This window comes from Klebsiella sp. K-3 (assembly GCF_051207495.1).
GTDB lineage: Bacteria > Pseudomonadota > Gammaproteobacteria > Enterobacterales > Enterobacteriaceae > Klebsiella > Klebsiella aerogenes.
This window is the reverse complement of record NZ_JBPNXF010000002.1, coordinates 151,277-173,201: the sequence shown is the minus strand read 5'-3', so window position 1 is coordinate 173,201 and position 21,925 is coordinate 151,277. Positions and strand designations below refer to the sequence as shown.

22 protein-coding genes are annotated in these 21,925 nt (G+C 57.8%); 8 read left to right on the top strand and 14 right to left on the bottom strand.

Annotation, left to right across the window (positions count from 1 at the left end):
* Nucleotide 1 precedes the first annotated feature (1 nt).
* Nucleotides 2-553 (top strand): LuxR C-terminal-related transcriptional regulator, encoded by a 552-nt coding sequence (locus ACSEMK_RS03635; protein ID WP_430915163.1) that lies wholly within the window; start codon nucleotides 2-4, stop codon nucleotides 551-553.
* Here the strand turns inward: ACSEMK_RS03635 and ACSEMK_RS03630 are convergent.
* Nucleotides 536-1,459: a LysR family transcriptional regulator gene (locus tag ACSEMK_RS03630; RefSeq protein ID WP_430915162.1), complete on the bottom strand. Its 924-nt coding sequence runs from the start codon at nucleotides 1,457-1,459 to the stop codon at nucleotides 536-538. The two genes, ACSEMK_RS03635 and ACSEMK_RS03630, sit on opposite strands and share 18 nt — an antisense overlap.
* A 130-nt stretch (nucleotides 1,460-1,589) precedes the next feature.
* On the opposite strand from ACSEMK_RS03630, the gene ACSEMK_RS03625 reads away from it, so the two are divergent.
* Nucleotides 1,590-2,978 carry an MFS transporter gene (locus ACSEMK_RS03625; RefSeq protein WP_430915161.1) on the top strand — a complete coding sequence of 463 codons (1,389 nt, stop codon included), beginning with the start codon at nucleotides 1,590-1,592 and terminating at the stop codon, nucleotides 2,976-2,978.
* 43 nt (nucleotides 2,979-3,021) lie between these two features.
* Here ACSEMK_RS03625 and hpxK read toward each other — a convergent pair whose 3' ends face one another.
* From hpxK to hpxU, 7 genes are all read right to left on the bottom strand, one after another.
* Nucleotides 3,022-4,248: an allantoate amidohydrolase gene (gene hpxK / locus ACSEMK_RS03620; protein ID WP_430915160.1), complete on the bottom strand. Its 1,227-nt coding sequence runs from the start codon at nucleotides 4,246-4,248 to the stop codon at nucleotides 3,022-3,024.
* Nucleotides 4,245-5,486: a pyridoxal-phosphate-dependent aminotransferase family protein gene (locus ACSEMK_RS03615; protein ID WP_430915159.1), complete on the bottom strand. Its 1,242-nt coding sequence runs from the start codon at nucleotides 5,484-5,486 to the stop codon at nucleotides 4,245-4,247. The genes hpxK and ACSEMK_RS03615 overlap by 4 nt, the downstream gene beginning before the upstream one ends.
* A gap of 14 nt (nucleotides 5,487-5,500) precedes the next feature.
* On the bottom strand, nucleotides 5,501-6,238 hold the full coding sequence (locus ACSEMK_RS03610; protein ID WP_435336314.1) for an amino acid ABC transporter ATP-binding protein: 738 nt from the start codon (nucleotides 6,236-6,238) through the stop codon (nucleotides 5,501-5,503).
* A complete protein-coding gene (locus ACSEMK_RS03605) occupies nucleotides 6,219-6,875 on the bottom strand; it encodes an amino acid ABC transporter permease (protein ID WP_162750154.1) in 657 nt (218 codons plus the stop codon). The genes ACSEMK_RS03610 and ACSEMK_RS03605 overlap by 20 nt, the downstream gene beginning before the upstream one ends.
* Nucleotides 6,875-7,540, bottom strand: a complete 666-nt coding sequence (locus ACSEMK_RS03600; RefSeq protein ID WP_032714492.1) for an amino acid ABC transporter permease — start codon at nucleotides 7,538-7,540, stop codon at nucleotides 6,875-6,877. Before ACSEMK_RS03600 ends, ACSEMK_RS03605 begins: the two co-directional genes overlap by 1 nt.
* Before the next feature lie 9 nt (nucleotides 7,541-7,549).
* On the bottom strand, nucleotides 7,550-8,335 hold the full coding sequence (locus ACSEMK_RS03595) for a transporter substrate-binding domain-containing protein (protein ID WP_032712624.1): 786 nt from the start codon (nucleotides 8,333-8,335) through the stop codon (nucleotides 7,550-7,552).
* Nucleotides 8,336-8,547: 212 nt separating this feature from the next.
* The gene (gene hpxU / locus ACSEMK_RS03590) at nucleotides 8,548-9,387 is read right to left on the bottom strand and encodes a MurR/RpiR family transcriptional regulator HpxU (protein WP_430915158.1); all 840 of its coding nucleotides are present in this window, start codon (nucleotides 9,385-9,387) and stop codon (nucleotides 8,548-8,550) included.
* A 178-nt stretch (nucleotides 9,388-9,565) separates the two neighbouring features.
* Here hpxU and hpxW point away from each other — a divergent pair, with 178 nt between their 5' ends.
* The 4 genes from hpxW to hpxZ are packed head-to-tail and all read left to right on the top strand — an operon-like array spanning nucleotide 9,566 to nucleotide 13,128.
* Nucleotides 9,566-11,149, top strand: a complete 1,584-nt coding sequence (hpxW, locus tag ACSEMK_RS03585; RefSeq protein ID WP_430915157.1) for an oxamate amidohydrolase — start codon at nucleotides 9,566-9,568, stop codon at nucleotides 11,147-11,149.
* Nucleotides 11,150-11,159: 10 nt separating this feature from the next.
* Nucleotides 11,160-11,348 carry an oxalurate catabolism protein HpxX gene (gene hpxX, locus ACSEMK_RS03580; protein WP_015366605.1) on the top strand — a complete coding sequence of 63 codons (189 nt, stop codon included), beginning with the start codon at nucleotides 11,160-11,162 and terminating at the stop codon, nucleotides 11,346-11,348.
* Nucleotides 11,345-12,742: an AtzE family amidohydrolase gene (locus ACSEMK_RS03575; RefSeq protein ID WP_430915156.1), complete on the top strand. Its 1,398-nt coding sequence runs from the start codon at nucleotides 11,345-11,347 to the stop codon at nucleotides 12,740-12,742. The genes hpxX and ACSEMK_RS03575 overlap by 4 nt, the downstream gene beginning before the upstream one ends.
* The gene (gene hpxZ / locus ACSEMK_RS03570) at nucleotides 12,739-13,128 is read left to right on the top strand and encodes an oxalurate catabolism protein HpxZ (protein ID WP_430915155.1); all 390 of its coding nucleotides are present in this window, start codon (nucleotides 12,739-12,741) and stop codon (nucleotides 13,126-13,128) included. Before ACSEMK_RS03575 ends, hpxZ begins: the two co-directional genes overlap by 4 nt.
* 791 nt (nucleotides 13,129-13,919) lie before the next feature.
* On the opposite strand, the gene puuE is transcribed toward hpxZ, so the two are convergent.
* The 3 genes from puuE to ACSEMK_RS03555 are packed head-to-tail and all read right to left on the bottom strand — an operon-like array spanning nucleotide 13,920 to nucleotide 16,324.
* Nucleotides 13,920-14,852 (bottom strand): allantoinase PuuE, encoded by a 933-nt coding sequence (gene puuE / locus ACSEMK_RS03565; protein ID WP_213316077.1) that lies wholly within the window; start codon nucleotides 14,850-14,852, stop codon nucleotides 13,920-13,922.
* Nucleotides 14,853-14,867: 15 nt separating this feature from the next.
* Nucleotides 14,868-15,608 (bottom strand): allantoin racemase, encoded by a 741-nt coding sequence (hpxA, locus tag ACSEMK_RS03560; RefSeq protein ID WP_416348343.1) that lies wholly within the window; start codon nucleotides 15,606-15,608, stop codon nucleotides 14,868-14,870.
* Nucleotides 15,608-16,324, bottom strand: a complete 717-nt coding sequence (locus tag ACSEMK_RS03555; protein ID WP_271032519.1) for a GntR family transcriptional regulator — start codon at nucleotides 16,322-16,324, stop codon at nucleotides 15,608-15,610. Before ACSEMK_RS03555 ends, hpxA begins: the two co-directional genes overlap by 1 nt.
* Nucleotides 16,325-16,467: 143 nt before the next feature.
* Between ACSEMK_RS03555 and ACSEMK_RS03550 the strand changes: the two genes are divergently transcribed.
* Entirely contained in the window at nucleotides 16,468-17,964 is a 1,497-nt protein-coding gene (locus ACSEMK_RS03550; protein WP_430915154.1) for an NCS1 family nucleobase:cation symporter-1, read from the top strand.
* 84 nt (nucleotides 17,965-18,048) lie between these two features.
* Nucleotides 18,049-19,362 carry a guanine deaminase gene (guaD, locus tag ACSEMK_RS03545; RefSeq protein ID WP_430915153.1) on the top strand — a complete coding sequence of 438 codons (1,314 nt, stop codon included), beginning with the start codon at nucleotides 18,049-18,051 and terminating at the stop codon, nucleotides 19,360-19,362.
* A 43-nt stretch (nucleotides 19,363-19,405) separates the two neighbouring features.
* On the opposite strand, the gene uraH is transcribed toward guaD, so the two are convergent.
* From uraH to ACSEMK_RS03530, 3 genes are read right to left on the bottom strand one after another with little or no spacing between them, the layout of a single operon-like run.
* A complete protein-coding gene (gene uraH, locus ACSEMK_RS03540) occupies nucleotides 19,406-19,732 on the bottom strand; it encodes a hydroxyisourate hydrolase (protein ID WP_087860786.1) in 327 nt (108 codons plus the stop codon).
* On the bottom strand, nucleotides 19,729-20,229 hold the full coding sequence (uraD, locus tag ACSEMK_RS03535) for a 2-oxo-4-hydroxy-4-carboxy-5-ureidoimidazoline decarboxylase (RefSeq protein ID WP_430915152.1): 501 nt from the start codon (nucleotides 20,227-20,229) through the stop codon (nucleotides 19,729-19,731). Before uraD ends, uraH begins: the two co-directional genes overlap by 4 nt.
* Nucleotides 20,207-21,589 (bottom strand): nucleobase:cation symporter-2 family protein, encoded by a 1,383-nt coding sequence (locus tag ACSEMK_RS03530; RefSeq protein WP_430915151.1) that lies wholly within the window; start codon nucleotides 21,587-21,589, stop codon nucleotides 20,207-20,209. The genes uraD and ACSEMK_RS03530 overlap by 23 nt, the downstream gene beginning before the upstream one ends.
* Nucleotides 21,590-21,925 lie beyond the last annotated feature (336 nt).

Below are 21,925 nucleotides of genomic sequence, written 5' to 3'. Positions count from 1 at the left end.
TGTGAGCTACGTTGTTCTTGATAATAATCGCTTTTATGCGGAGGGGCTGCGCTACACCCTTCTCCGTCGTAACGTTAAGACGAAAGTGCATAGCGGCACGGTGCAGTGGCAGCCCTTACTGTTAGAGAGCACCACCCTTGTTATTCGCTGCCGTTTCTCCATTACCGGTACGCATCAGTCGCTGGTTGATATTTTACTTACCCTCGAAGCCCATGGCTGGCAGGGAACGGGCTACCTGGTGTGTAATGAAAAAAGCTGGGGGCTGGCCACCTATCTGCGCAAGCGTTTTGAAACGTTAACGTTGCATATCATTGATGACCGCATCTCCGTGGCGGATGCTGCCTGGCTGTTATCTAAAGAGCCAAGGCGGATCCGCACCCTGCGCTGTTGCCTGACTGAGATGGAATTTAACGTCCTCGACAGGCTGGTTAAGGGGCAGTCGGTAAGATATGTCGCGCATATGACGAAGATGAGTGAAAAACAGGTCTCGACCTATAAATGTAATGCCCTGAAGAAACTCAATGCGAATAATCTTCTACAGCTTCTGGTGTAACGACTTGTCCACGCGGCATATCGCCACAATTTTCTCTCTGAGCCAGCGGTGAGCGGGATCGCGTTCCATTCTCGGGTGCCACATCTGCGAGACGGTAATCCGCCGGCTTTTAAACGGCAGCTCAAAAAGATGTACCTGCTCCATGACCTGCTGATTGACTAAATAGAGAGCGGGGATCATGGCGATAAGATCCGATTGCAGCGCCACGGAAAGCGCGGTCGGGAATCCGGGGACGACGCTGGCGATTTTGCGTTTCATGCCGAGCTCGGCCAGCACATCATCAACCGAACCGTGCAGTGTACCTTCAGGTGAAGCCACCACATGCCCCCAGGCGACATAATCCGCCACGGTTATCTCTCTCAGGGCGGCCAGCGGGTGCCCCTTACGTACAATCCCCACAAACCGATCTTCAAACAGTCGTTGCAGACGTATTTCAGGCCCCATATTGCTCTGAACGCCAATCTCCAGATCGACCAGCCCTTCCCGTAGATAGCGTGACGTTTTTTCGGGCTTAGGCGCAAAGCGTAGACAGACATTGGGCGCGGCTTCGGCTACTGCCGCAATGAGCGAAGGGCCAAACGCCACCACAAAACCATCGTTTGCCCTGATGGTAAAAAGACGCTCCAGATTTTGTACGTTGAGCGCTTCGGCCGCTGGCTGCAGCACCGCCTTCGCCTCGAGGACCGCGCGACGGGCGCGATCGCGGGTCGCCTCCGCCCACGGCGTTAGCACCATGTTACGCCCGGCGCGAACCAGTATCTGATCCCCGGTGACGTCGCGTAACCGGCTTAGCGTGCGGCTCATGGCTGACGTACTGAGATTCAAACGACGTGCCGCGCCCGCCACGCTGGCTTCGTTCAGTAATACATCGAGTGCAATCAATAAATTAAAATCGGGGTCTGACATGACCACAACTCCTGGAACATTCAGATAAGGCGTTTCATGCAACTATAGAGTGTAAATGGTGCGCCTTCCGCCCGGTAAAAGCCATCTTTATAGTTTCGTCATCCAGATATCCTCTGCAGGAGACAACACGATGACACTATTTTCCAGCCAACCTGGCGATGACGGCCTACCAGGCCCGGCGCGAGCGCGGGTTATGGCCGCGATAATGACCACCACCTTAATGGGCGTCTTTGATGGCACTATGGTAAACATTGCTCTGCCGTCGATGGCGCAGGAACTGCAGGCGTCAGCCAGTACCGCCGTCTGGTTCGCCAACGGGTATCTGCTGGCGGCGGCGATGACGCTGGCGATATTCGCCGCGCTGGCGGCGCGTTTCGGCTACCGCCCGGTGTTTCTGGCCGGACTGACGACATTTATTGTGGCATCAGTAGGTTGCGCGCTGGCGACGACGCCTGAGCTGCTCATCGGCATGCGGGTGCTGCAGGGGATCGGCGGCGCGGCAACGCTCAGTATCGCACCCGCCATATTGCGCTCCGTTTTTCCGGCGCGACTGCTGGGGCGTATTCTCGGGATACACGCCCTGCTTATCGCTTCAAGCTCCGCCATCGGGCCGGTACTGGGCGGCACGATCCTGCATACTTTGAGCTGGCAATGGCTGTTTGCAATAAACGTGCTCCCCGGTACCCTCGCCCTACTGCTGGCGGTCAGAGCGCTCCCGCGGTCGACAGTTGGCGGCCAAGCCGCTTTCGATACTCCCGGAGCGATATTGTCGGCGCTGCTATTGGGTTCAACGATCATGGCGGCGAATAGCATGCAGAGCGCTTCGCAGCATATCGATAGTCTGTACTGGACGTTGCTCGCAGCGATAAGCGGCACCGCCTTTATCTGGCGCATCCGGCAGACGGACAACCCGCTGCTGCCGCCTGCGATGTTTAAAAATGAACGCTTTACCCTTTCGGCCTTTACATCGCTGATCGCCTTCGTAAGCCAGGGGATCACTTTTATTGCCCTGCCGTTCCTGTTCCAGAACGAGTATGGCTATAGTCCGGCGCTCTCGGCGCTGCTGTTTACTCCGTGGCCATTAGGGATAGTGCTGATCGCACCGCACGCCGGCCGCTGGGCGGACTCAATCTCCGCTCCGCTCATCTCGACGCTGGGACTGATGATTTTTGTCGCGGGTTTAATCCTTCTGGCGATGCTCCCCGCTACGCCCGCCGCGTGGGATATCTGCCTGCGGAGCCTGGTATGCGGTATTGGCTTTGGCTGCTTCCAGAGCCCGAATAACCGGGAAATGCTGTCAAACGTGAGTCGCGAACAGGCGAGCTATGCCTCGGGCGTTTTATCCATCATGCGCACGTTCGGGCAGTGTCTGGGCGCCGCCGTGATGGGCGTACTGTTGGCAAAAGACGAAAGCGCCGTTCATCTTGCGCTGTGGATTGCCGCCGCGGCCTCGGCGTTGTCGGCGGCCGTTAGCGCCAGCCGACTGCGGAGAATAGCTTTTCCTGCGGGAGCGGAATAAGTTTGCGGCGCATCCACGAAAAGAGGATGCGCCCGTTAGTGATTTACCCGGCAAGTTTTATCACCGCCCGGCTGAAGGCATCAATCGCCAGTTCGACATCGGCTTCGCTGACCGCTTCCGCCGGATGGTGACTAATTCCCCCTTTACAGCGCACAAATAACATCCCTACCGGCCAGCGTTCCGCAATGGCAATCGCATCATGTCCGGCGCCGCTTGGCAGCGTCAATGCCGCGTCCTGTACCTCGCATACCGCTTCGGCAATAACCGCCTGTAATCGCGGATCGCAGGCGGTTGCCGCTATGCGATAGAACTCCTCAGCGGCAAACTGCAGGCCGCGACGCCCGGCAATCTCTGCGGCGGCCGCCAGCAATGACTCCAGTAATGCATCCAGCGGTTGATCCTGCGGACCGCGGATATCCAGAGTCAACGCGGCCTCGCCGGGAATGACGTTGACCGCCGCCGGCGAGCAGCGCAATGTCCCGACGGTGGCGACCAGGTTGCCTCCCTGCTGGCGCGTCGTGCTCTCAATATACAGCATCCACTCTGCGGCGGCGGCAAGCGCGTCCCGGCGCTGGTCCATCGGCACCGTGCCGGCATGACCCGCCTCGCCGGTAAAACAGCAATTGAGCCGCCGCGCGCCGTTGATCGCCTCGACCACGCCGAGTGCCGAACCGGCCTGTTCCAGCCTGGGCCCCTGCTCGATATGCAGTTCCAGATAGGCGGAAAAATCTTCCGCCGGGCGCGAGGCTGAATGGACGTGTGATGGATCCAACCCGGCGCTGACCATCGCCTGCGCCAGGCTAATGCCTTCGGCATCGCGCTGGTCCAGCCAGGTTTGCGGCCAGCTTCCCGTCAGCCCCTTGCTGCCCAATAGCGTGATACCAAAGCGCGTTCCTTCTTCATCGCAGAAGCCGACGATTTCGATGGCCTGCGCCAGGCGGCGCGCCTGATTATGTAAGCTCTGCACCACTTCAATGGCGGCTAACACCCCCAACATGCCATCATATCGCCCGGCGTTACGTACCGTATCGAGATGCGATCCGAGCAAAATCGCCGGCGCCCCTTCTTCTCTGCCTTCATAGCGCCCGCAAATATTGCCGACGCTGTCCTGCCAGACAATCATGCCTGCCTGACGCATCCAGTGTGCAACCTGCTGATTAGCTTCAAGATGTTGTGGCGAAAGGTAAACCCGCGTCAGGCCTTCCGGCGTTTCGCTTATCGCCGCTAATCTCTCTGCCCGCGCCATCACTCGCGCTGCGGCCAGGTTCATAGCGGTTTCTCGCTGCGGTAATGATCCCACGCCGCCTGCATGGCTGCCCCTTGCGTGGTGGGGAATTTCAGGTAATTGAGTACTGATTCCAGCGCGCTGAGGGTGGTCATGACGCAATCTTTGCGCGCGTTGTAACCCATTGTGCCTATACGCCACACTTTGCCGTGCAGCGGGCCGAATGAGGTGCCAATCTCAATGGCGAAATCTTCCAGCATCAGTTGGCGTACCTGGTCGCCATTAATGCCCTGCGGGATGATCACGCCCAGTACGTTATTCATTTTGTGTTGCAGGTCGCCAAAAATTTCCAGCCCCATCGCCTGAATCCCTTTCACCAGCGCGTCGCCGTGCAGTTTGTGGCGGGCAATGCCGTTATCGAGCCCTTCTTCAAGAATCAGGCGCGCGCATTCGCGGGCGGCGAACAGTGCGGATGTCGCTTCAGTATGATGGTTAAGGCGTTCTGGCCCCCAGTAATCCATCACCATCCCGAGATCGAAATAGTTGGAGTAAACCATCTCATCGACGCCATCAAGGTGCTCGGCGGTGCGGATCCCCTGCTCAACGCATTTACGTCGACGAATAGTCTCTTCCATCCGCGGGCTCAGGGTAATGGGCGAGGTGCCGGAGGGGCCGCCGAGGCACTTTTGCATTCCCGCCGATACCGCATCCAGCCCCCAGGCATCGGTCTCCAGCGCATTGCCGCCCAATGAGGCAGTGGCGTCGGTATAAAACAGCACATCATAACGACGGCAGATCTCGCCCAGCTCCGCCAGCGGCTGCAGCATGGTGGTCGAGGTGTCTCCCTGCACCGTCAGCAGCATACGTGGACGCACCCGTTTGATCGCATCTTCAATCTGCTCGGGAGAGAACACTTCACCCCACGGCACCTCAATGGTATGCACTTCCGCCCGGCAGCGGCGAGCAATTTCACATAACAGATGGCCAAAGCGGCCAAATACCGGCACCAGTACTTTGTCGCCGGGGCGGATCGCGGAGATCAGAATGGCTTCAATTCCCGCCCGTGAGGTGCCATCCACCAGCATGGTCCAGCGGTTGCTGGTGCGGAATACTCCGCGGTATAACACCATGACTTCGTTCATATAGTGCGTCATTGCCGGATCGTATTGGCCGATAAGCTGGCTGGACATCGCGCGCAGGACGCGCGGGTCGGCGTTGATCGGCCCCGGCCCCATCAGCAGACGATGTGGAGGATTGATTGGTGAAAATTGAGCGATATCCATCGTAGATTCCTTTATTAATTCAGTCCGCGCACGGAGGAGATAAATTGTTTGATTTCATTGGTTTGCGGCTGGCTGAACAGCGTTTTGCTGTCGCCCTGCTCCCAGACTCGCCCCTGGTGCATAAACACCACCCGGTCGCCGACTTCACGGGCAAAATTCATTTCATGGGTAACCAGAATCAGCGTCATTCCTTCCGCGGCCAGCTGTTCCAGCACTTTGAGCACCTCGCCCACCAGTTCCGGATCCAGCGCGGAGGTGATTTCATCGCAGAGTAAAACTTTTGGCGACATCGCCAGCGCGCGGGCGATAGCTACCCGCTGCTGTTGCCCGCCGGAGAGGCTGGAGGGATAGAAATCCAGCCGATCGCCAAGCCCGACTTTACCCAGCATTTGCTGCGCCAGTTCGCGGCACTCGGCAGGCTTTTTTTTCAATACCCGCCGCGGCGCCAGCATCACATTTTCCAGCGCCGTCATATGCGGAAATAAATTGAAGTTCTGGAATACCATGCCAACGGAGCGGCTAATCTCCCGCGCCTGCGAGTCACGATCGGTAATGGTCATGCCACCGAGCTTAATACTGCCTTCCTGGTACCCCTCCAGCCCGTTAATGCAGCGCAATAAGGTGCTTTTCCCCGAGCCGCTTCGGCCGATGATGGAGATCACCTCGCCCATATTGATATCGAGATCGACCCCCTTCAGCACGTGATTATCGCCGTAGAATTTCTGCACCTGATTAATGGTGATGAGCGGCATTGAATTTATTCTCCAGATAGCGGCTGTAACGGGACAGCGGATAACACAAGATGAAGTAGCCCAGCGCGACCAGTGCGAAAACCTTAAACGGCTGATATGTCACGTTGGTGAGCATGGTGCCAGCCTTGGTGAGCTCGACGAAACCGATAATCGACGCCAGCGCGGTGCCCTTTATTACCTGTACGGCGAAACCCACGGTGGGGGCGATGGCAATACGCACCGCCTGCGGCGCCACCACGCGACACAACGTCTGGGTGAAATTTAACCCCAGACAACGCGATGCCTCCCACTGTCCTTTCGGTAAGGCACGGATACTGCCGTACCAGATATCCAGCAAAAAGGCGCTGGTATAGAGGGTCAGCGCCAGGGCGGCGGCGGTCCACGGCGACACATCGATCCCGAATAACGCCACGCCGAAAAAGGCGAGAAACAGCTGCATCAGCAATGGCGTCCCCTGAAAAAGCTCGATATAGCCGCGAATGAGGCGCTGCAGCCACAATTTACCCCGCAGGCGCAGCAGCAACAGCGGTAATGTCACCAGCGCGCCGCCAATAAAGGCCGTCAGCGATAGCAGCACGGTCCAGCGTCCGGCCAGCAGCAGGTTGCGTACGATGTCCCAGTCGGTAAAGGTTGTCATCATGCCTGTACCCTCAGCCATCTACGTCCAGCCGCCATTAGCAGCTGGCGCATCGCTATCGATAACGCTAAATAGAGACCGGTCGTCACCAGATACACCTCGAAGCTCAAAAACGTTCGCGATTGAATTAAGTTGGCGGCAAAGGTCAGCTCTTCATAAGAGACCTGCGATACCACCGACGATCCGAGCATTACGATAATGCACTGGCTCACCAGCGCCGGATAAATACGCTGCAACGCCGGCGGTAAAACCACCTGAATAAAGGTCTGACTCCGGCTGAGCCCCAGTACCCGGCCGGCTTCCCACTGCCCTTTTGGCGTCACCTGGATCCCGGCGCGGACGATCTCCGTACTGTAGGCGCCCAGGTTGACGATCATCGCCAGCAGCGCCGCTTCGCCCGCCGTCATCTTCAACCCCAGATTCGGCAGGCCGAAGACAATAAAGAACAGTTGAACCACGAACGGCGTATTGCGGATAACCTCAACGTAAGCCCCCCATATCCGACTCAGCCAGCTTGCCCGCCCGCTACGCAGAGCGGCACCGATGATCCCGATAGCCAGGCCGCCGAGCGTGGCGAGTACCGTGAGTTGGATAGTGACCCAGAGTCCCGCAACGAGCTCCGGCCAATAAGGCCAGAGCGCGGAAAAATGTAATTGCTCCGTCATCGCCGTACCTTAAGCGGCAAAGTCGCTGGGCAACGGCGCTTTCAGCCACTGCTGTGATAACGTATTGAGGGTGCCGTCCTTAATGCCCTGCGCGATTAAGGCGTTCACCTTTTCCTTCAGCGCCGGTTCATTTTTTTTCAGGCCAATCACGCACGGTGAATCCTTAAGCATAAAGTTGGCGACCGGGGCTTTCGCCGGGTTTTGCCGCGAGATAGCCGCCACCACCAGATTACCCGTCGCCACGTATTGCACCTGACCAGAAAGCCAGGCCGACAGCGTGGTGTTGTTATCTTCGTAACGCTTAATCTGCGCCGCTTTCGGCGCAATGCTGGTCAGGACCATATCTTCCACCGCGCCGCGGGTCACGCCGATGCTCTTACCGCTCAGTTCGGCTGCGTCTTTCAGGGCAGCTCCCTGCGGGCCGAAGACGCCAAGGAAAAACGGCGCGTAGGGTTGGCTGAAATCAATGACCTTTTCCCGCTCGGCGTTCTTACCCAGGCTTGAGATCACCAGATCCACTTTATCGGTCTGCAGATACGGTACCCGGTTGGCGCTGCTCACCGGAACCAGCTGCAGTTTTAGCTTCATCTGCTTTGCCAGATAGCGGGCCATATCAATGTCATACCCCTGTGGCTGGAGATCGGTGCCGACAGAACCAAACGGCGGGAAATCCTGGGGAACAGCGACGCGGATCACGCCGCGTTTTTCAATATCCTGGAGTTGGTCCGCGTGTGCGGCGGTGATTTGTGTCAACAGACAAGCGACCCCGGTCAGCGCAATCAGCAGTTTTTTCATCATCATTACCCGTTACGTTAGTATGAAACAAAAGATTCTTTAAATAAACTTCTGCAACTAATGTGCCAGATACGGACAAAAGAAATTTGCGCTGCCCAATCGGCTTTCAGCGGGAAATGACGCGAATATTAACCATGGTGGTAAGAAGAGTTGCCCTTCTCCTTACCGCAATTTGGCACCAAAATGGTGCAAAGCACCAGGCTGGCTCCCCATTATCGTTGTTCAAGCTCATCCAACTGCTGGTATAACGTGGCGATGTCATGAATGCGCGGGCGACCGCTATCGAGAATTTCATGTAGCAAGGCGTTCGCAAGCAGGTTGATAAGACTATTGGCCGACGCGTAGCTGTCGAAAGCCGACACGCTGTCCAGCGGGGCGCATAACCGCCAGCACGCCAGCGGAAACAGGCTATGCGCCTGCGGCTCGCAGATTAGCAGTTGCGGAACTCCCCGCTGTTGCAGTTGCTGCATCAGAGGACGAATAATTCGCGGCCTACGGCGAAACGCCATCACCACCACGATATCTTCCGCGCTTAAATCGACCAGCTCTTCACTGAAACTTTGCCCCGGTTGCGGCAGCACCACCACTTGCCCGCGCGCCTGAAGCAACTGCTGGCGCAAATGCAGCGCCACCGGCCAGGAATTTCGCATGCCAATAATGACGACGCGCCTGGCATTCACCAGCGCGTTAATGGCTTCGGCAAACTGGCGGGCATCCAGCGCGTTTACCCACTGCGTCAGGTTTGCCATCTCCTGTTTATAATGCCGCGCCAGCAGCGTATTACCCTGCACCGCCTCGCGATGATCGGTCAACGGCATCCCGCTCTGGCGTAACGTGCGCAGCTCATCGCGCATATCGCGATACTTTTCATATCCCAGCCGTTTAAACAGACGGCTTACCGTCGCTTTTGATACCCCGCTCAGTTGGGCCAGCTCGGCGCTGTTGTAGCTAATCAGGTCGTCAAAGTGGTCGACAATGAAATCCGCCACCCGCTGCTCCTGGGGTGACAACGACGCATATTGCGCCTTCAGCCGTTCATCGAGTTGTTCCATAGCGCCTCTGTAACTTTTGTTTCACTGAACTATACCGCTAACCCCCTTCACAATGCATGCCACAATGAGAAAAGACAAACGGCCGCCGCATCATTGAAACTTTCTTTTCAAAGTGGAACAGCTTTTGCACGGATAGCATTTGCAGCAGTGGCTGCATGATTCGTTACGAGGATAAGTTATGCAGAGTCATTTCTCGACCCAGGGGATGGCGGTCGCCCCCCATCATCTGGCTAGCCAAAGCGCGCTGTCCGTGCTGCGCGAAGGCGGAAGCGCAATAGAAGCGATGGTCGCCGCCGCCGCGACCATCGCGGTGGTCTATCCGCATATGAATGGTTTAGGCGGCGATGGGTTCTGGCTGATCGTACCGCCGCAGGGCGATCCGATCGCCATTGACGCCAGCGGCGCCGCGGGTTCACTGGCGACGCCGGAAGCCTATGCCGGGCTAACGCACATCCCGCATCGCGGCCCGCAATCCGCCCTGACCGTCGCCGGCACCGTCAGCGGCTGGGATGAGGCGCTGAAAGTTTCACACTCGCTGACCGGTAAATCACTACCGCTTTCGCGCCTGTTACAGGACGCGATCGGCTATGCCGATAACGGTATTCCGGTGACCGCCTCGCAAGCCAGCGCCACCGCCGGAAAATTAGATGAACTTCAGCGCCAGCCGGGCTTCGCTGAGACCTTTCTGGTCAATGGCCGCCCTCCGCAAAGCGGCAGCCGCTTTTGTCAGCCTGCGCTGGCCTCCACGCTAAAACGGCTGGTTGCGGAAGGGCTTGATAGTTTCTATCGCGGCTCTCTGGCGGAACAACTGGCGGCCGGCATGGCCCGTTACGGCCTTCCTATAACGCTTGACGATCTGCGCCAGCATCGCGCGCGTCGCCCGCAACCACTGCGGTTACAGCATCAACACGGTGAGTTATGGAACCTGGCGCCGCCGACGCAGGGACTGGTATCGCTGGCCATTCTCGGCATCACTGACCGGCTGGCGATGGAGCAGACCGACGATGCGCAGACTATCCACCGTATCGTGGAAGCGACAAAACTGGCCTTCAGCCTGCGAGATAAACATATTACCGACCCGCAGCATCTGGACGTGGATATTCAAAGCCTGCTGTCCCCGCAGGCGTTACAACCGCTGGCGGAGAAGATCGACGACCAGCGCGCCGCGCCATGGGGCGCAGGCAAAGGCCCCGGCGATACCGTCTGGATGGGCGTGATGGATAGTAGCGGGCTGGCGGTTTCCTTTATCCAGAGTCTCTACCATGAGTTTGGCAGCGGCGTGGTACTTCCGGACAGCGGTATTGTCTGGCAAAACCGCGGTGCGTCGTTCAGCCTCGACCCGGCGCATTTGCTTGCCCTGGCGCCGGGCAAGCAACCCTTCCATACCCTTAATCCCGCCGCCGCGCGCCTGAACGATGGCCGGGTGATGGTTTATGGCTCAATGGGCGGCGACGGGCAGCCGCAGACGCAGGCGGCGCTTTTCACCCGCTATATCCTGCAGAATGTCCCGCTTCAGGAGAGTATTTCTCGTCCGCGCTGGCTGCTTGGACGCACCTGGGGACAGACCTCGGACTCACTAAAAGTAGAAGGCCGCTTTGCGCCGCAAACCCTCGCCCGGCTCAGGGAACTGGGGCATGAGGTTGAGGTACTGGCCGACTTCAGCGAGGCCATGGGACATGCCGGGGCCATTGTCCGCCATCCTGACGGCCTGTTTGAAGGCGCGTCTGACCCGCGCAGTAACGGCACCGCCGCTGGCTATTAGGGGGAGAAGCATGAAACAAACCGAAAAAGAGTGGCGCGACTGGCTTCTACAGATGGAACAGATCCTCGCCCTTGAACTGGATGAATCGCGCCGCGCTGAGCTGCTGGCGCAATTTCGCCGCATTGCCGATATGGCTGAACCGCTGATGGCCTATCCGCTCGATCAGCGTCTGGAAATCGCCGGAGTGTATAAAGCATGAAGCTACATCAGATGACCATTGCCGACATTCAGCAGTCGCTGAGTCGCGGTGAATTTAGCGCCAGAGAGCTGGCTCGCCAGACGCTTGATGATATTGCGCAAAGTAACCCACTGCTCAATGCCTGGACGACTGTCACCGGGAAACGGATGCTCGACGAAGCGGACGCCATTGATGCCCTACGGCGCACGAATCAGCCGCTACCTGCGCTGGCAGGCATTCCCTACGCGGTCAAAAATCTGTTTGATGTCGCGGGGGAAACCACACTCGCCGGCGCCCAACTGTTCAGCGATAACCCGCCTGCCCGCGTCGATAGCTGGGCAGTAAGTCAAATCCATACCGCAGGCGGCCTGCTCAGCGGGATGCTGAATATGGACGCCTATGCTTACGGTTTTACTACGGAAAACAGCCACTATGGCGCGACGCGCAATCCGCACGATCTTAACCGCATTGCCGGCGGATCCTCCGGCGGCTCAGCGGCGGCGGTCGCCGCCGGGCTGGTTAATTTCTCGCTCGGTAGCGACACCAATGGTTCAATCCGCGTTCCGGCATCCCTGAGCGGGATTTTTGGTCTCAAGCCAACCTTCGGCCGTCTGTCGCGTACCGGCAGCCACCCTTTTGTTCCCAGCCTCGATCATATTGGTCCGTTTGCCCGTACGGTAGAGGATTTAGCCACAGTCTACGATGTTCTTCAGGGGCGAGACGTTAATGACGGTTTTCAGGCCGAACGCGGCGTCACCCCAGCTACGCCGCATCTGCAATATGGCCTCCAGGGGCTGCGTTGCGCGGTTTTAGGCGGCTATTTCAGCCGCTGGTGCGATGACGATGCCCGCGCGGCGGTGGCTCGCGTCGCCCGCTATCTCGAAGCCTCTGAAGAGTATCTCTTCCCCGAGGCGGAGCTGGCGCGCGCTTCTGCTTTTATCATTAGCGCTTCTGAAGGCGGAAACCAGTACCTGCCAGCCTTACGGCGTGAGCCGGAGCGCTTTGAACCGCACTCGCGCGAACGTCTGCTGGCGGGTGCGATGATCCCTTCCGCCTGGTACCTGCAGGCGCAGCGCTTCCGTCGGCACGCCCAGCAGCAAGTCGCGTCGCTATTCACCCATGCCGACGTGCTCATCGCCCCGGCAACACCATGCAGCGCCACGCTTATTGGCGAGCAGACGATGGAGATCAACGGCGAGTCTTTACCGATACGCGCCAGCATGGGCATGCTCACTCAACCAATCTCCTTTATCGGTCTGCCGGTGGTAACCGTCCCGCTACGTACCGCGACAGGGCTGCCTGTCGGGGTGCAGTTAATTGCCGCACCGTTTAATGAACAGGCCTGTCTGCGCGCCGCCTATGCGCTGGAAGCGATGGGAATGACCGATTCCCGCCCGGTGGAGGTAGCCGCATGATCGCGTCGCAAGAAATCAATATTCCGCAGGTGGTCGCCGAAGTAACGGCGGCTTTTTATCGCTATGAACAGGCACTGGTGAGTAACGATATCGCGTTGCTTGATGCGTTGTTCTGGCACGATACGCGCACGGTTCGCCTCGGCGCCGGAGAGAATCTGTATGGTATTGATGAGATCCGCGCCTTCCGCGCCGCACGCCCGGCCGCAGGGCTTGCGCGGGAGTTACGCCATACGGTGATCACCACCTATGGGGAGGATTATGCGGTATGCAGTACCGAGTTCACCCGTGAAGGCAGCGATCGTATCGGCCGTCAGCAGCAAACCTGGGTGCGGTTTGCCTGCGGCTGGCGTATCGTTGCCGCGCAGGTCAGTTTGATGGGGCATTGATGCCGTTGTCGCCCCCTACTTGCGCTGCGCTTAGCAGGGCTACCAACTCACAATGGCACGGATCGTAGGCCGGATAAGGCGCAGCCCCATCCGGCGCGAAAGTGGTTCTTTACCCGCGGTTATTGCCCGGCGGCGCTACACTTACGTGGGCCTACAGATCACATGCCGGCGTAGATACTGTTATCGATTTGCAACGGTTTTGGTCTGGGAAAAACATGTGCTTTGTGTTAATTCTGAGCACATTGCGCTCCCGGTTAATTTTTTCCGCAATATGTTTTCCGTGGCGCTGGGAGCGCACAGAGGGCGGCCAGTCGCCGCCGCCCTCTGTACTCCCGGGCTCTGGCCGCCAAAATCGCCACTTCGTGGTGCCTTCGACTTATCCCGGCAGGCTCCGGGTCGGGCCGAGGCAGCATCCCTGCAAATCACGGCCCTCAGCCCGCATTCATGCGGGCTGCCCCGGCCTTCCGGGAACGTCTCAGCGATTTTGAGGCCACCAACACCGCAGTTCCAGTAGCCATTTACAAGATAGAGATCTTAAGCTCACAACGGTACGGACCATAGATACTGTTATCGGTTTACTACTTTTTTAAGGGGTTTTCCCGGACGCGGCGCGTTGCGCCTTCTCCGGGCTACCAAATCGCAAAGCGCTGTAGCCCCGGTAAGCGGCAGCGCCACCGGGGATTTTGAGGCTACCAACACCGGCAGTATAAATTAACGGCAGGCCGCACGGACCGTAGGTCGGGTAAGGCGTTAGCCGCCACCCGACAAATAACGGCGCAATGGGTCTGCCGCTATGGCTGGTACGGATGCACCCGCCGCCAGTGGTCGGCAATCTGCTGGCGGGTACAAATCCACACGCGCTCATGCTGCTGCACGTAATCGAGAAAATGTTGCAGAGCGCGGAAGCGTCCGGGGCGGCCCAGCAACCGGCAGTGCATGCCGATAGACATCATTTTCGGCGACGTTTCACCTTCCGCGTACAGTACATCAAAGCTGTCTTTCAGATAGGTATAAAACTGTTCAGCGGTATTAAACCCCTGAGCGGTGGCAAAGCGCATATCGTTGGCATCGAGCGTGTAAGGCACGATGAGATGCGGTTTACGCCGCCCGTCGGCGCAAGGCACTTCCGTCCAGAACGGCAAATCATCGCCATAATAGTCGCTGTCGTAATCAAATCCGCCATGTTCGACCACCAGTTGCCGGGTGTTAGGGCTATCGCGCCCTGTGTACCAGCCGGTGGGCGGTTTGCCAAACAGGTCGGTCAGCACCTGCACCGCTTTATGCAGATGGTCGCGCTCCTGTTCAATCGCCATATGCTGATAGTGGATCCAACGCCACCCGTGGCTGACCACATCGTAGTTGGCCGCTTTGATCGCCGCGACGATATCCGGATGACGCGCCAGCGCCATTGCCACGCCAAACACCGTCAGCGGTAACCCCCGCTCCTGAAAGGCATGATGGATACGCCAGAAACCCGCGCGGCTGCCATATTCATACAATGAGTCCATCGACATATGGCGATCGGGATAGCTGGCAGCGCCGATGATATCGGAGAGAAACTGTTCAGAACCCGCATCGCCGTGCAGGACGTGATTCTCGGCGCCTTCTTCGTAATTAAGCACAAACTGCACCGCGATACGCGCCTGGTTTGGCCACTGCGCGTGCGGCGGCTTTCCCGCGTAGCCGCGCAAATCGCGCGGATATAATTCTGCTGCTGGTATCATCTCCCACCCCTTCATTTAATCATTAAACACGGCAAATTTACCGCTAAGCGTTTTACGTTCCGGATAAGCTAAATCGCCGTGCTTGCTGGTTGTCAGGCCTAGCGCTACCAGAGATTCCACCATCTTCACCGCCGCGCTGACGCCATCAATAACGGGTACCTGAAGTTCCCGGGTCAGTTGCTGCGCCAGGGTCGCCATGCCGCCGCAGCCCAGCACGATAGCGCCGCAGCCATCCTCCTGTAGGGCCTGAATACAGCGGGCGCGTACTTTTTCCTGCGCCACGCCGCTGCCATCTTCCAGCGCCAGCACCGGTAGATCGATCGCATGCAGACCGGCGCAATGCTCATGGAAACCATACTGATGTAGCAGATGACGAGCGATAATCAGCGTGCGCGGTAAGGTAGTGACCACCGAGAAGCGGGTAGCGACCAGCGTCGCCATATGCATCGCCGCCTCGGCAATACCAATAACCGGTCCCTGGGCCAGTTCACGGGCGGCCAGTAACCCCGGATCGCCAAAACAGGCGATAACATGCCCGGAAACGCCCTGCTGCTGCCCGGCTTTTATTTGCTCCAGCACGCCGACGGCGGCGATGGCTTCGTCAAAATGCCCTTCAATCGACGGCACGCCGTCTGGTGGACAGACCGCGACAATATCGGTTCCTGGCGACGCCGCGGCGCGGGCCGCCTCGGCGATGGTTTGCGTCATACCGGGATCGGTATTGGGATTGATAACTTGTATACAGATGGTGGACATTACCGCTCCTTATAGCCGGCGAACAGCCGGGCGAAATCGGGAACCGACTCCCCCGTGCGGGAAAAACATAAACTGGCAACGATGTGTTCAAAGTGATGGTTGAGCGCCTCGGTCAGCGCGGTTAGCGCTTTTTCGCGGAGCAGGCCGACAAGGCGCTCGTGGTCATCGCAGCGGCACCCCTGCCGCCACGGCGCGCCCCAGGCGGCAATCACCAGCGATGAGCGTTGACTGAGTCGGGTGACCATCTCCGTTAGTACCTGGTTGCCGGAAATGGCCTGTAACTGAATATGAAAATTAGCGGAATGGCGGATAGCGGACGGGCCATCATAGGCCTCATGCGCCAGTTGCTCCTGCTGAATAATGGCTTCCAGCGCCGCCAGATGTGGAGGCTGGCAGCGTTGCAGTACATCCGGCAGATTCGCCACTTCCAGTAGCGCGCGGGTGCGGAATATATCCCGTGCCTCGTCAACCGTCGGACTGGCGACCTGTGCACCACGTTTGGGCGTTAATGTCACCATTTGCACAGCGGCGAGTCGTTGCAGCGCTTTGCGTACCCCCGTTCGGCTGACGCCAAACACCTCCGCCAGCGCCTCTTCCGGCAATTTGCTGCCCGGCAGCAGTTGTTGCTCGACAATCGCGGTCAGCAAGGCTTCGTAGATAGACTCATCCTTGTCATGCAGTCCGGCTGCGGCCTGCAGCGGATTTTCATTGCCCATTGGTCCACTCCACTTTCCATTTCGATATCAAATCGTATACATAAAATAAATATTTTGTATACAAGATTAACTATTCTGGCCTGGATCCTGCAACGCCTTCCGCTATCAACGGCAAAACGTTTGTCTTCAGAGGAGCAGGATCCATGCCAAATACACAAAACACGCATCAGCTCAACGCCGGAGACCCGGCATCAGGCTACAGCCCGCGTCTTTGCAACGAGGATCTGGCGCCGACGCGCGAGCAAAACTGGAACTGGTACAACATTTTTTCTTTCTGGATGTCGGACGTGCATAGCATGGGTGGCTATGTGGTGGCGGCGAGTTTCTTTACGCTGGGGCTGGCGAGCTGGCAGGTACTTATCTGCCTGTTGGCCGGAATTGTTATCGTCCAGCTTTGCGCCAATCTGGTGGCCAAACCCAGCCAGATTGCCGGCGTGCCCTATGCGGTCATCTGCCGTCAGGCGTTCGGCGTATTCGGCGCCAATATTCCGGCGGTGATACGCGGGCTGATTGCTTTCGCCTGGTACGGGATCCAAACCTATCTTGCTGCGAACGCCTTGATGCTGGTGCTGCTGAAGTTCTGGCCCTCGCTGGCGGCAATGACGCAAACGTCATTGCTGGGTCTTTCATCGCTTGGCTGGATCTGTTTCGCCACCATGTGGCTGTTGCAGGCGATGGTGTTCTGGCACGGCATGAACGCGATTAAGCGCTTTATTGATATCGCCGGCCCGGCGGTATATGTGGTGATGCTGGCGCTGGCGGGCTGGATTGTATACAAGACAGGCCTCGATAGTATCTCCTTTACCCTCGCCAGTAAGACGCTGACCGCCGGTGAGCAAAGCTGGCAGATGATCACCGCCACCGCGCTGGTGGTCTCTTACTTCTCTGGTCCGCTGCTTAATTTTGGCGATTTCTCCCGTTACGCCAGAAGCATGGGCGAAATTCGCCGCGGCAACCGCTGGGGGCTGCCGTTTAACTTCCTGCTGTTCTCGGTAGTGACCGTAGTAATCGTTTCCGGGACGCAATCTTTATTTGGCCGGATGATCACCGACCCGATTGAAACGGTGAGCCATGTGGGTAACGATCTGGCGGTCGCCATCGGCCTGCTGACCATGATCACCGCCACTATCGGCATCAATATTGTCGCCAACTTCGTCTCGCCGGCATTTGATTTTTCCAACTGCGCGCCGCAAAAAATCAGCTTCCGCACCGGCGGGATGATTGCCGCCGTCGGCTCGATACTGCTCACCCCGTGGAATCTGTTTAACTCCCCAGAACTTATCCACTACACCCTGGACGTATTGGGAGCGTTTATCGGGCCGTTGTTTGGCATTCTGCTGGTTGATTTCTATTTGATTAAACGCGGACAGGTATCGATCGACGATCTTTTCGATGATACCCCGAAAGGCAAATACTGGTACCGCAACGGCTTTAACCCGAAGGCCATCGCCGCGCTGCTGCCCTCGGTGGCGGTCGGCCTGATTATCAGCTTTATTCCCGCTCTGCATGAGGTGGCCAATTTTAGCTGGTTCATCGGCGTACTGCTAAGCGGCAGCCTGTATCGCTGGATTGCCCGCGACGAGCGGCAGGCTGCTTCCTCCGCCCGCTTCACCCCCAGCGCGTTGGCGCAGAAAGAATAATCCCAACCGGCCGCGGCGCCTGCCGCGGCTTCCTGGCATTAAATTTGCAAAACGGATACATCACCACTCAAATAAGGCGGCAACATGCTGGAATACCACACCGCGCTACGCGGTGCGTTTTTTGATATTAGCCAACCCGCCGCCAGCGCTGACGATATCGCCCGCTACGCGCGATATATTGATGATGGCGTGCTGTTTATTTACGCCGGGAAGATTCAGGCGCTACTGCCATGGCAGGAAGGCGAAGCATTACTCGATCCACATAAAGGCTATCGCGATCTGCGTGGTAAACTGCTGCTGCCGGGGTTTGTCGACGCCCATATTCATTATCCTCAAACCGAAATGATCGGCGCCTTTGGCGAACAGCTGCTGGAATGGCTGACCACTTATACCTTCCCGGTGGAAAGCCAGTTTGCCGATGAACGGTACGCAGCGGATATCGCCCGTTTTTTTGTCAACCAGTTGCTCAGCCATGGCACCACCACCGCGCTGGTGTTTTGTACGCTTCATCCTGCGTCCGTGGAGGCCCTGTTTACCGAGGCGTTGCGCCTGAACATGCGCCTGCTGGCCGGTAAGGTGATGATGGATCGCCATACGCCGGAGTATTTAACCGAAACCGCCGAACAGAGCTATCGCCAGACCCGCGAACTGATCCAGCGCTGGCACAAGCGAGGCCGTCTGGGCTACGCTATTACGCCGCGTTTCGCCCCCACTTCCACACCGGAACTACTACAAGCAGTTCAGCGGCTGCGGGAGGAGTTTCCTGATACCTGGCTGCATACCCATCTCAGTGAAAACCTTAATGAAATCGCGTGGGTAAAGCAGTTATGGCCGGAGCATGAGCACTATCTTGATGTTTATCATCACTATCAATTGACCGGTGCGCGCAGCGTCTTCGCCCACGGGATCCATCTGGCGGAGAAAGAGTGGCGGTGTTTGCATGAGACCGGTTCGGCAATCGCCTTTTGCCCGACGTCAAACCTGTTTCTGGGTAGCGGGCTATTTCGCCTGCCCGCCAGCTGGCAACATCAAGTCCGGATTGGCATCGGCAGCGATGTTGGCGCCGGAACCACCTTCAGCCTACTGCGCACCCTCGGCGAGGCCTATAAAGTGGCGCAGCTACAGAGCTATCGCCTGCGCGCTAGCGAAGCGTTTTATCATGCGACGTTGGGCGGCGCGCACGCGTTACGCCTGGATGACAAAATTGGTAATTTCCAGTCGGGAAAAGAGGCCGATTTGGTGGTTATCGACCCGGCGGTAACGCCGCTACAAAAGCTGCGCGGCGCACGCTGTCATGATGTCTATGAGCAGCTGTTCGTATTGATGACCTTAGGCGATGAACGGAACATTAGTGAAACCTGGGTCAATGGCCAACAGGTATGGTGTAACGAAGGCTGAACCGCTGCCCGGCGCTTCATTCTGGCCGGGCGGCGGACTCAACTTAACTTCCGCGATAGGTCGACCAGCCGCCGGGGGCAATTAAAAATGGCAGATGAAAATGGTCTTTGTCATCAATGGTAATCATAAAATCGATCTGCGCCTGCCGGTACAGGGTCTGGCGGCCATCGCGCGCAAACCACGATTGCAGTTCGGCCACCAGCTGATAGTTGCCGGGACGCAGTTGTCCCGTCGCCAGCTCGCCCAGGCGGCCATGGCTGTCTGTCACGCCTGATGCCAGGCTGCGCCCTTCGCAGAACAGGGTGACCGCCACGCCTTGTGCAGGCTTGCCGGTAGAAATATCAAGAATATGGGTGCTCAGGGTGATCATTCGCTAATAACTCCCGCCAGTCTGAGTAAGGTGATTTCACGTAATTGTTCCAGCGCCGCTTCAATTTCCTGCGCGTCATTATGGGTCAGCCGTTGGGTCAGCGCCTGCAGGATTTCGGCGGCGCTGCGCCCTTTGGCGCGGATTAGAAACACGCGGTCAAAGCGGGCTTCGTAACGGGCGTTCCCTTCTTTCAGCGCCCGAGCGATATCGGCATCGTCGGCATTAACCTCCGCCTGCTCCTGGCGAGACAGCGCGGCATGCGCTTCCCCGCCCGTCGGCTTTTCCCCGATCCGCGGGTGGGCGCAGAGCGCCCGCGCCAGATCTGCCTCTCCCCAGTGCTGCGTCAGTTGTTGCGCGCGATCCGTTAAGGCCGCCAGTGTGGCATAGGGCCGCTCCAGCGCCAGCGCTTCGCGCCAGGCGGGGAGCGCCACGCAGGGTTCAAGCTGGCGAATGGCTTCCGCCTGCGGCAGCTGATTAAAGTGGTTGAGTGTTATCATTATTGCTCCTTGCCGCTGCCGTCATGGCGGCTTTCTCTTGCGGAATAATCAGATTCAGTACAATCGCCACCAGCCCACCGCTGGTGGCCGCAGATCCAAACAGGTTGCCGATGATAGGCGGGAAATGGGCAAGGAAAGCGGGAACCGCCTCAATGCCGAGGCCAAAACCAAATGCCAGGCCCACAATCAGCATATCGCGGCGGGTTAGCGGGTTCTGAGTGATAATGCGGATCCCGGCCGCCACGACACAGCCAAACATGACCATCGTCGCGCCGCCTAACACCGGCGTGGGGATCTGGCGCAGGATCTCGCCAAAGGGAGGAAACAGCCCAAGCAGAATCAGCAATACGCCAATATAACGCCCGACATAGCGGCTGGCGACGCCGGTCATCTGGATGACGCCGTTATTCTGCGCGAAGGTGGTATTGGGAAACGCGCAGATCGCCGCGGCGATCAGGCAGCTAATGCCATCCGCGAGGATCCCGCCTTTCAGGCGTGAGCGAAACGCGCCGTCATCAATGGACTGTTTTGAGATCAGGCAGTTGGCGGTTAAATCGCCGACGGCTTCAAGAATGCAAACCAGCGATACCAGCGCGACCGGTAAAAATATGGCGCTATTAAACTGAAAGCCAAAAGGAAATATCGCCGGCAGACGAAACCAGCTATCGCCGATCGGCGCCAGATGAAATTTTCCGCTTAGCGCGGCGGCGATACAGCCCACCGCCATGCCGATGACCACCGACGATAAACGCAGCCAGCGGTTTTTCGCGCAGCTCAGCACCACGATAATCCCTAACGTTATGCCGCCCAATGCGATATTGCCCGGGCTGGCGAAATCCATCGCATGCTCGCCGCCGCTCCAATTAATAATACTGACCTTTATCAGGCTAATGCCGATCAGCGCAATGACGCTGCCGGTAATAATCGGGGTAAAAAGTTTTTTCAGCGGTTCGATAAAGCGGCTGACGACGACCGGTACCAGCGCGGCAACAACGTTAACACCGAACAGCATGGCCATAATGTCCTGCGGGCCGCCACCCTGTGCTTTTACCCACATGCCGCCGGCAATCGCTACGCCGAGAAAAGCGAAGCTGGTGCCCTGCATACAGATCATGCCCGCACCGATCCCCCAGACGCGGTTAGCCTGAAGAAAGGTGCCAATCCCGGAAGCCATTAGCGACATACTAATTAAATATGGCAGCCATTCGCCAAGTCCCAGCGCGGCGCCAATAATCAGCGGCGGCGTAATAATGCCGACCAGCCCTGCCAGCACGTGCTGTAAGGCGCTAAAAAAAGCCGGTAGCGGCGGGATGCGCTGCTCCAGGCCATAAAGCAGGTTGCTGTTCTTTTCATCAGACATGGGGTCACCGTCTCGTCGTGGATAAGCGTTGACGATGTAGTGCACAAAGCAGGCCACATTGCTTATTCCCTCTATCTTTATCCACGTAAAAATCGTTTTATCTTTTATTTATCAGTGGAATAGCTTCATTAAAGAGCGGGTGTTCTGTAACGAACGTTGGCGCGGGGCGTTGAAACTTTTGATTCCTTAATTCACTAAAAGAAATCTTTGATTCATAAAAAGGCAACATAATCGCAACTTTGCCCTTCTTTGGTGCACCTCTCCGCCATCACCCGTCCGTTTACCGCTGATTTCGCAGGTTCTGCTACCTGGTACGCAAATTGCTGAACCCCTCAA

Coding starts and splice junctions, on each gene's coding strand:
- ACSEMK_RS03630 (WP_430915162.1), bottom strand. CDS start 1,459: ATGTCAGACCCCGATTTTAATTTATTGATTGCACTCGATGTATTACTG.
- ACSEMK_RS03625 (WP_430915161.1), top strand. CDS start 1,590: ATGACACTATTTTCCAGCCAACCTGGCGATGACGGCCTACCAGGCCCG.
- hpxK (WP_430915160.1), bottom strand. CDS start 4,248: ATGAACCTGGCCGCAGCGCGAGTGATGGCGCGGGCAGAGAGATTAGCG.
- ACSEMK_RS03615 (WP_430915159.1), bottom strand. CDS start 5,486: ATGGATATCGCTCAATTTTCACCAATCAATCCTCCACATCGTCTGCTG.
- ACSEMK_RS03610 (WP_435336314.1), bottom strand. CDS start 6,238: ATGCCGCTCATCACCATTAATCAGGTGCAGAAATTCTACGGCGATAAT.
- ACSEMK_RS03605 (WP_162750154.1), bottom strand. CDS start 6,875: ATGACAACCTTTACCGACTGGGACATCGTACGCAACCTGCTGCTGGCC.
- ACSEMK_RS03600 (WP_032714492.1), bottom strand. CDS start 7,540: ATGACGGAGCAATTACATTTTTCCGCGCTCTGGCCTTATTGGCCGGAG.
- ACSEMK_RS03595 (WP_032712624.1), bottom strand. CDS start 8,335: ATGAAAAAACTGCTGATTGCGCTGACCGGGGTCGCTTGTCTGTTGACA.
- hpxU (WP_430915158.1), bottom strand. CDS start 9,387: ATGGAACAACTCGATGAACGGCTGAAGGCGCAATATGCGTCGTTGTCA.
- hpxW (WP_430915157.1), top strand. CDS start 9,566: ATGCAGAGTCATTTCTCGACCCAGGGGATGGCGGTCGCCCCCCATCAT.
- hpxX (WP_015366605.1), top strand. CDS start 11,160: ATGAAACAAACCGAAAAAGAGTGGCGCGACTGGCTTCTACAGATGGAA.
- ACSEMK_RS03575 (WP_430915156.1), top strand. CDS start 11,345: ATGAAGCTACATCAGATGACCATTGCCGACATTCAGCAGTCGCTGAGT.
- hpxZ (WP_430915155.1), top strand. CDS start 12,739: ATGATCGCGTCGCAAGAAATCAATATTCCGCAGGTGGTCGCCGAAGTA.
- puuE (WP_213316077.1), bottom strand. CDS start 14,852: ATGATACCAGCAGCAGAATTATATCCGCGCGATTTGCGCGGCTACGCG.
- hpxA (WP_416348343.1), bottom strand. CDS start 15,608: ATGTCCACCATCTGTATACAAGTTATCAATCCCAATACCGATCCCGGT.
- ACSEMK_RS03555 (WP_271032519.1), bottom strand. CDS start 16,324: ATGGGCAATGAAAATCCGCTGCAGGCCGCAGCCGGACTGCATGACAAG.
- ACSEMK_RS03550 (WP_430915154.1), top strand. CDS start 16,468: ATGCCAAATACACAAAACACGCATCAGCTCAACGCCGGAGACCCGGCA.
- guaD (WP_430915153.1), top strand. CDS start 18,049: ATGCTGGAATACCACACCGCGCTACGCGGTGCGTTTTTTGATATTAGC.
- uraH (WP_087860786.1), bottom strand. CDS start 19,732: ATGATCACCCTGAGCACCCATATTCTTGATATTTCTACCGGCAAGCCT.
- uraD (WP_430915152.1), bottom strand. CDS start 20,229: ATGATAACACTCAACCACTTTAATCAGCTGCCGCAGGCGGAAGCCATT.
- ACSEMK_RS03530 (WP_430915151.1), bottom strand. CDS start 21,589: ATGTCTGATGAAAAGAACAGCAACCTGCTTTATGGCCTGGAGCAGCGC.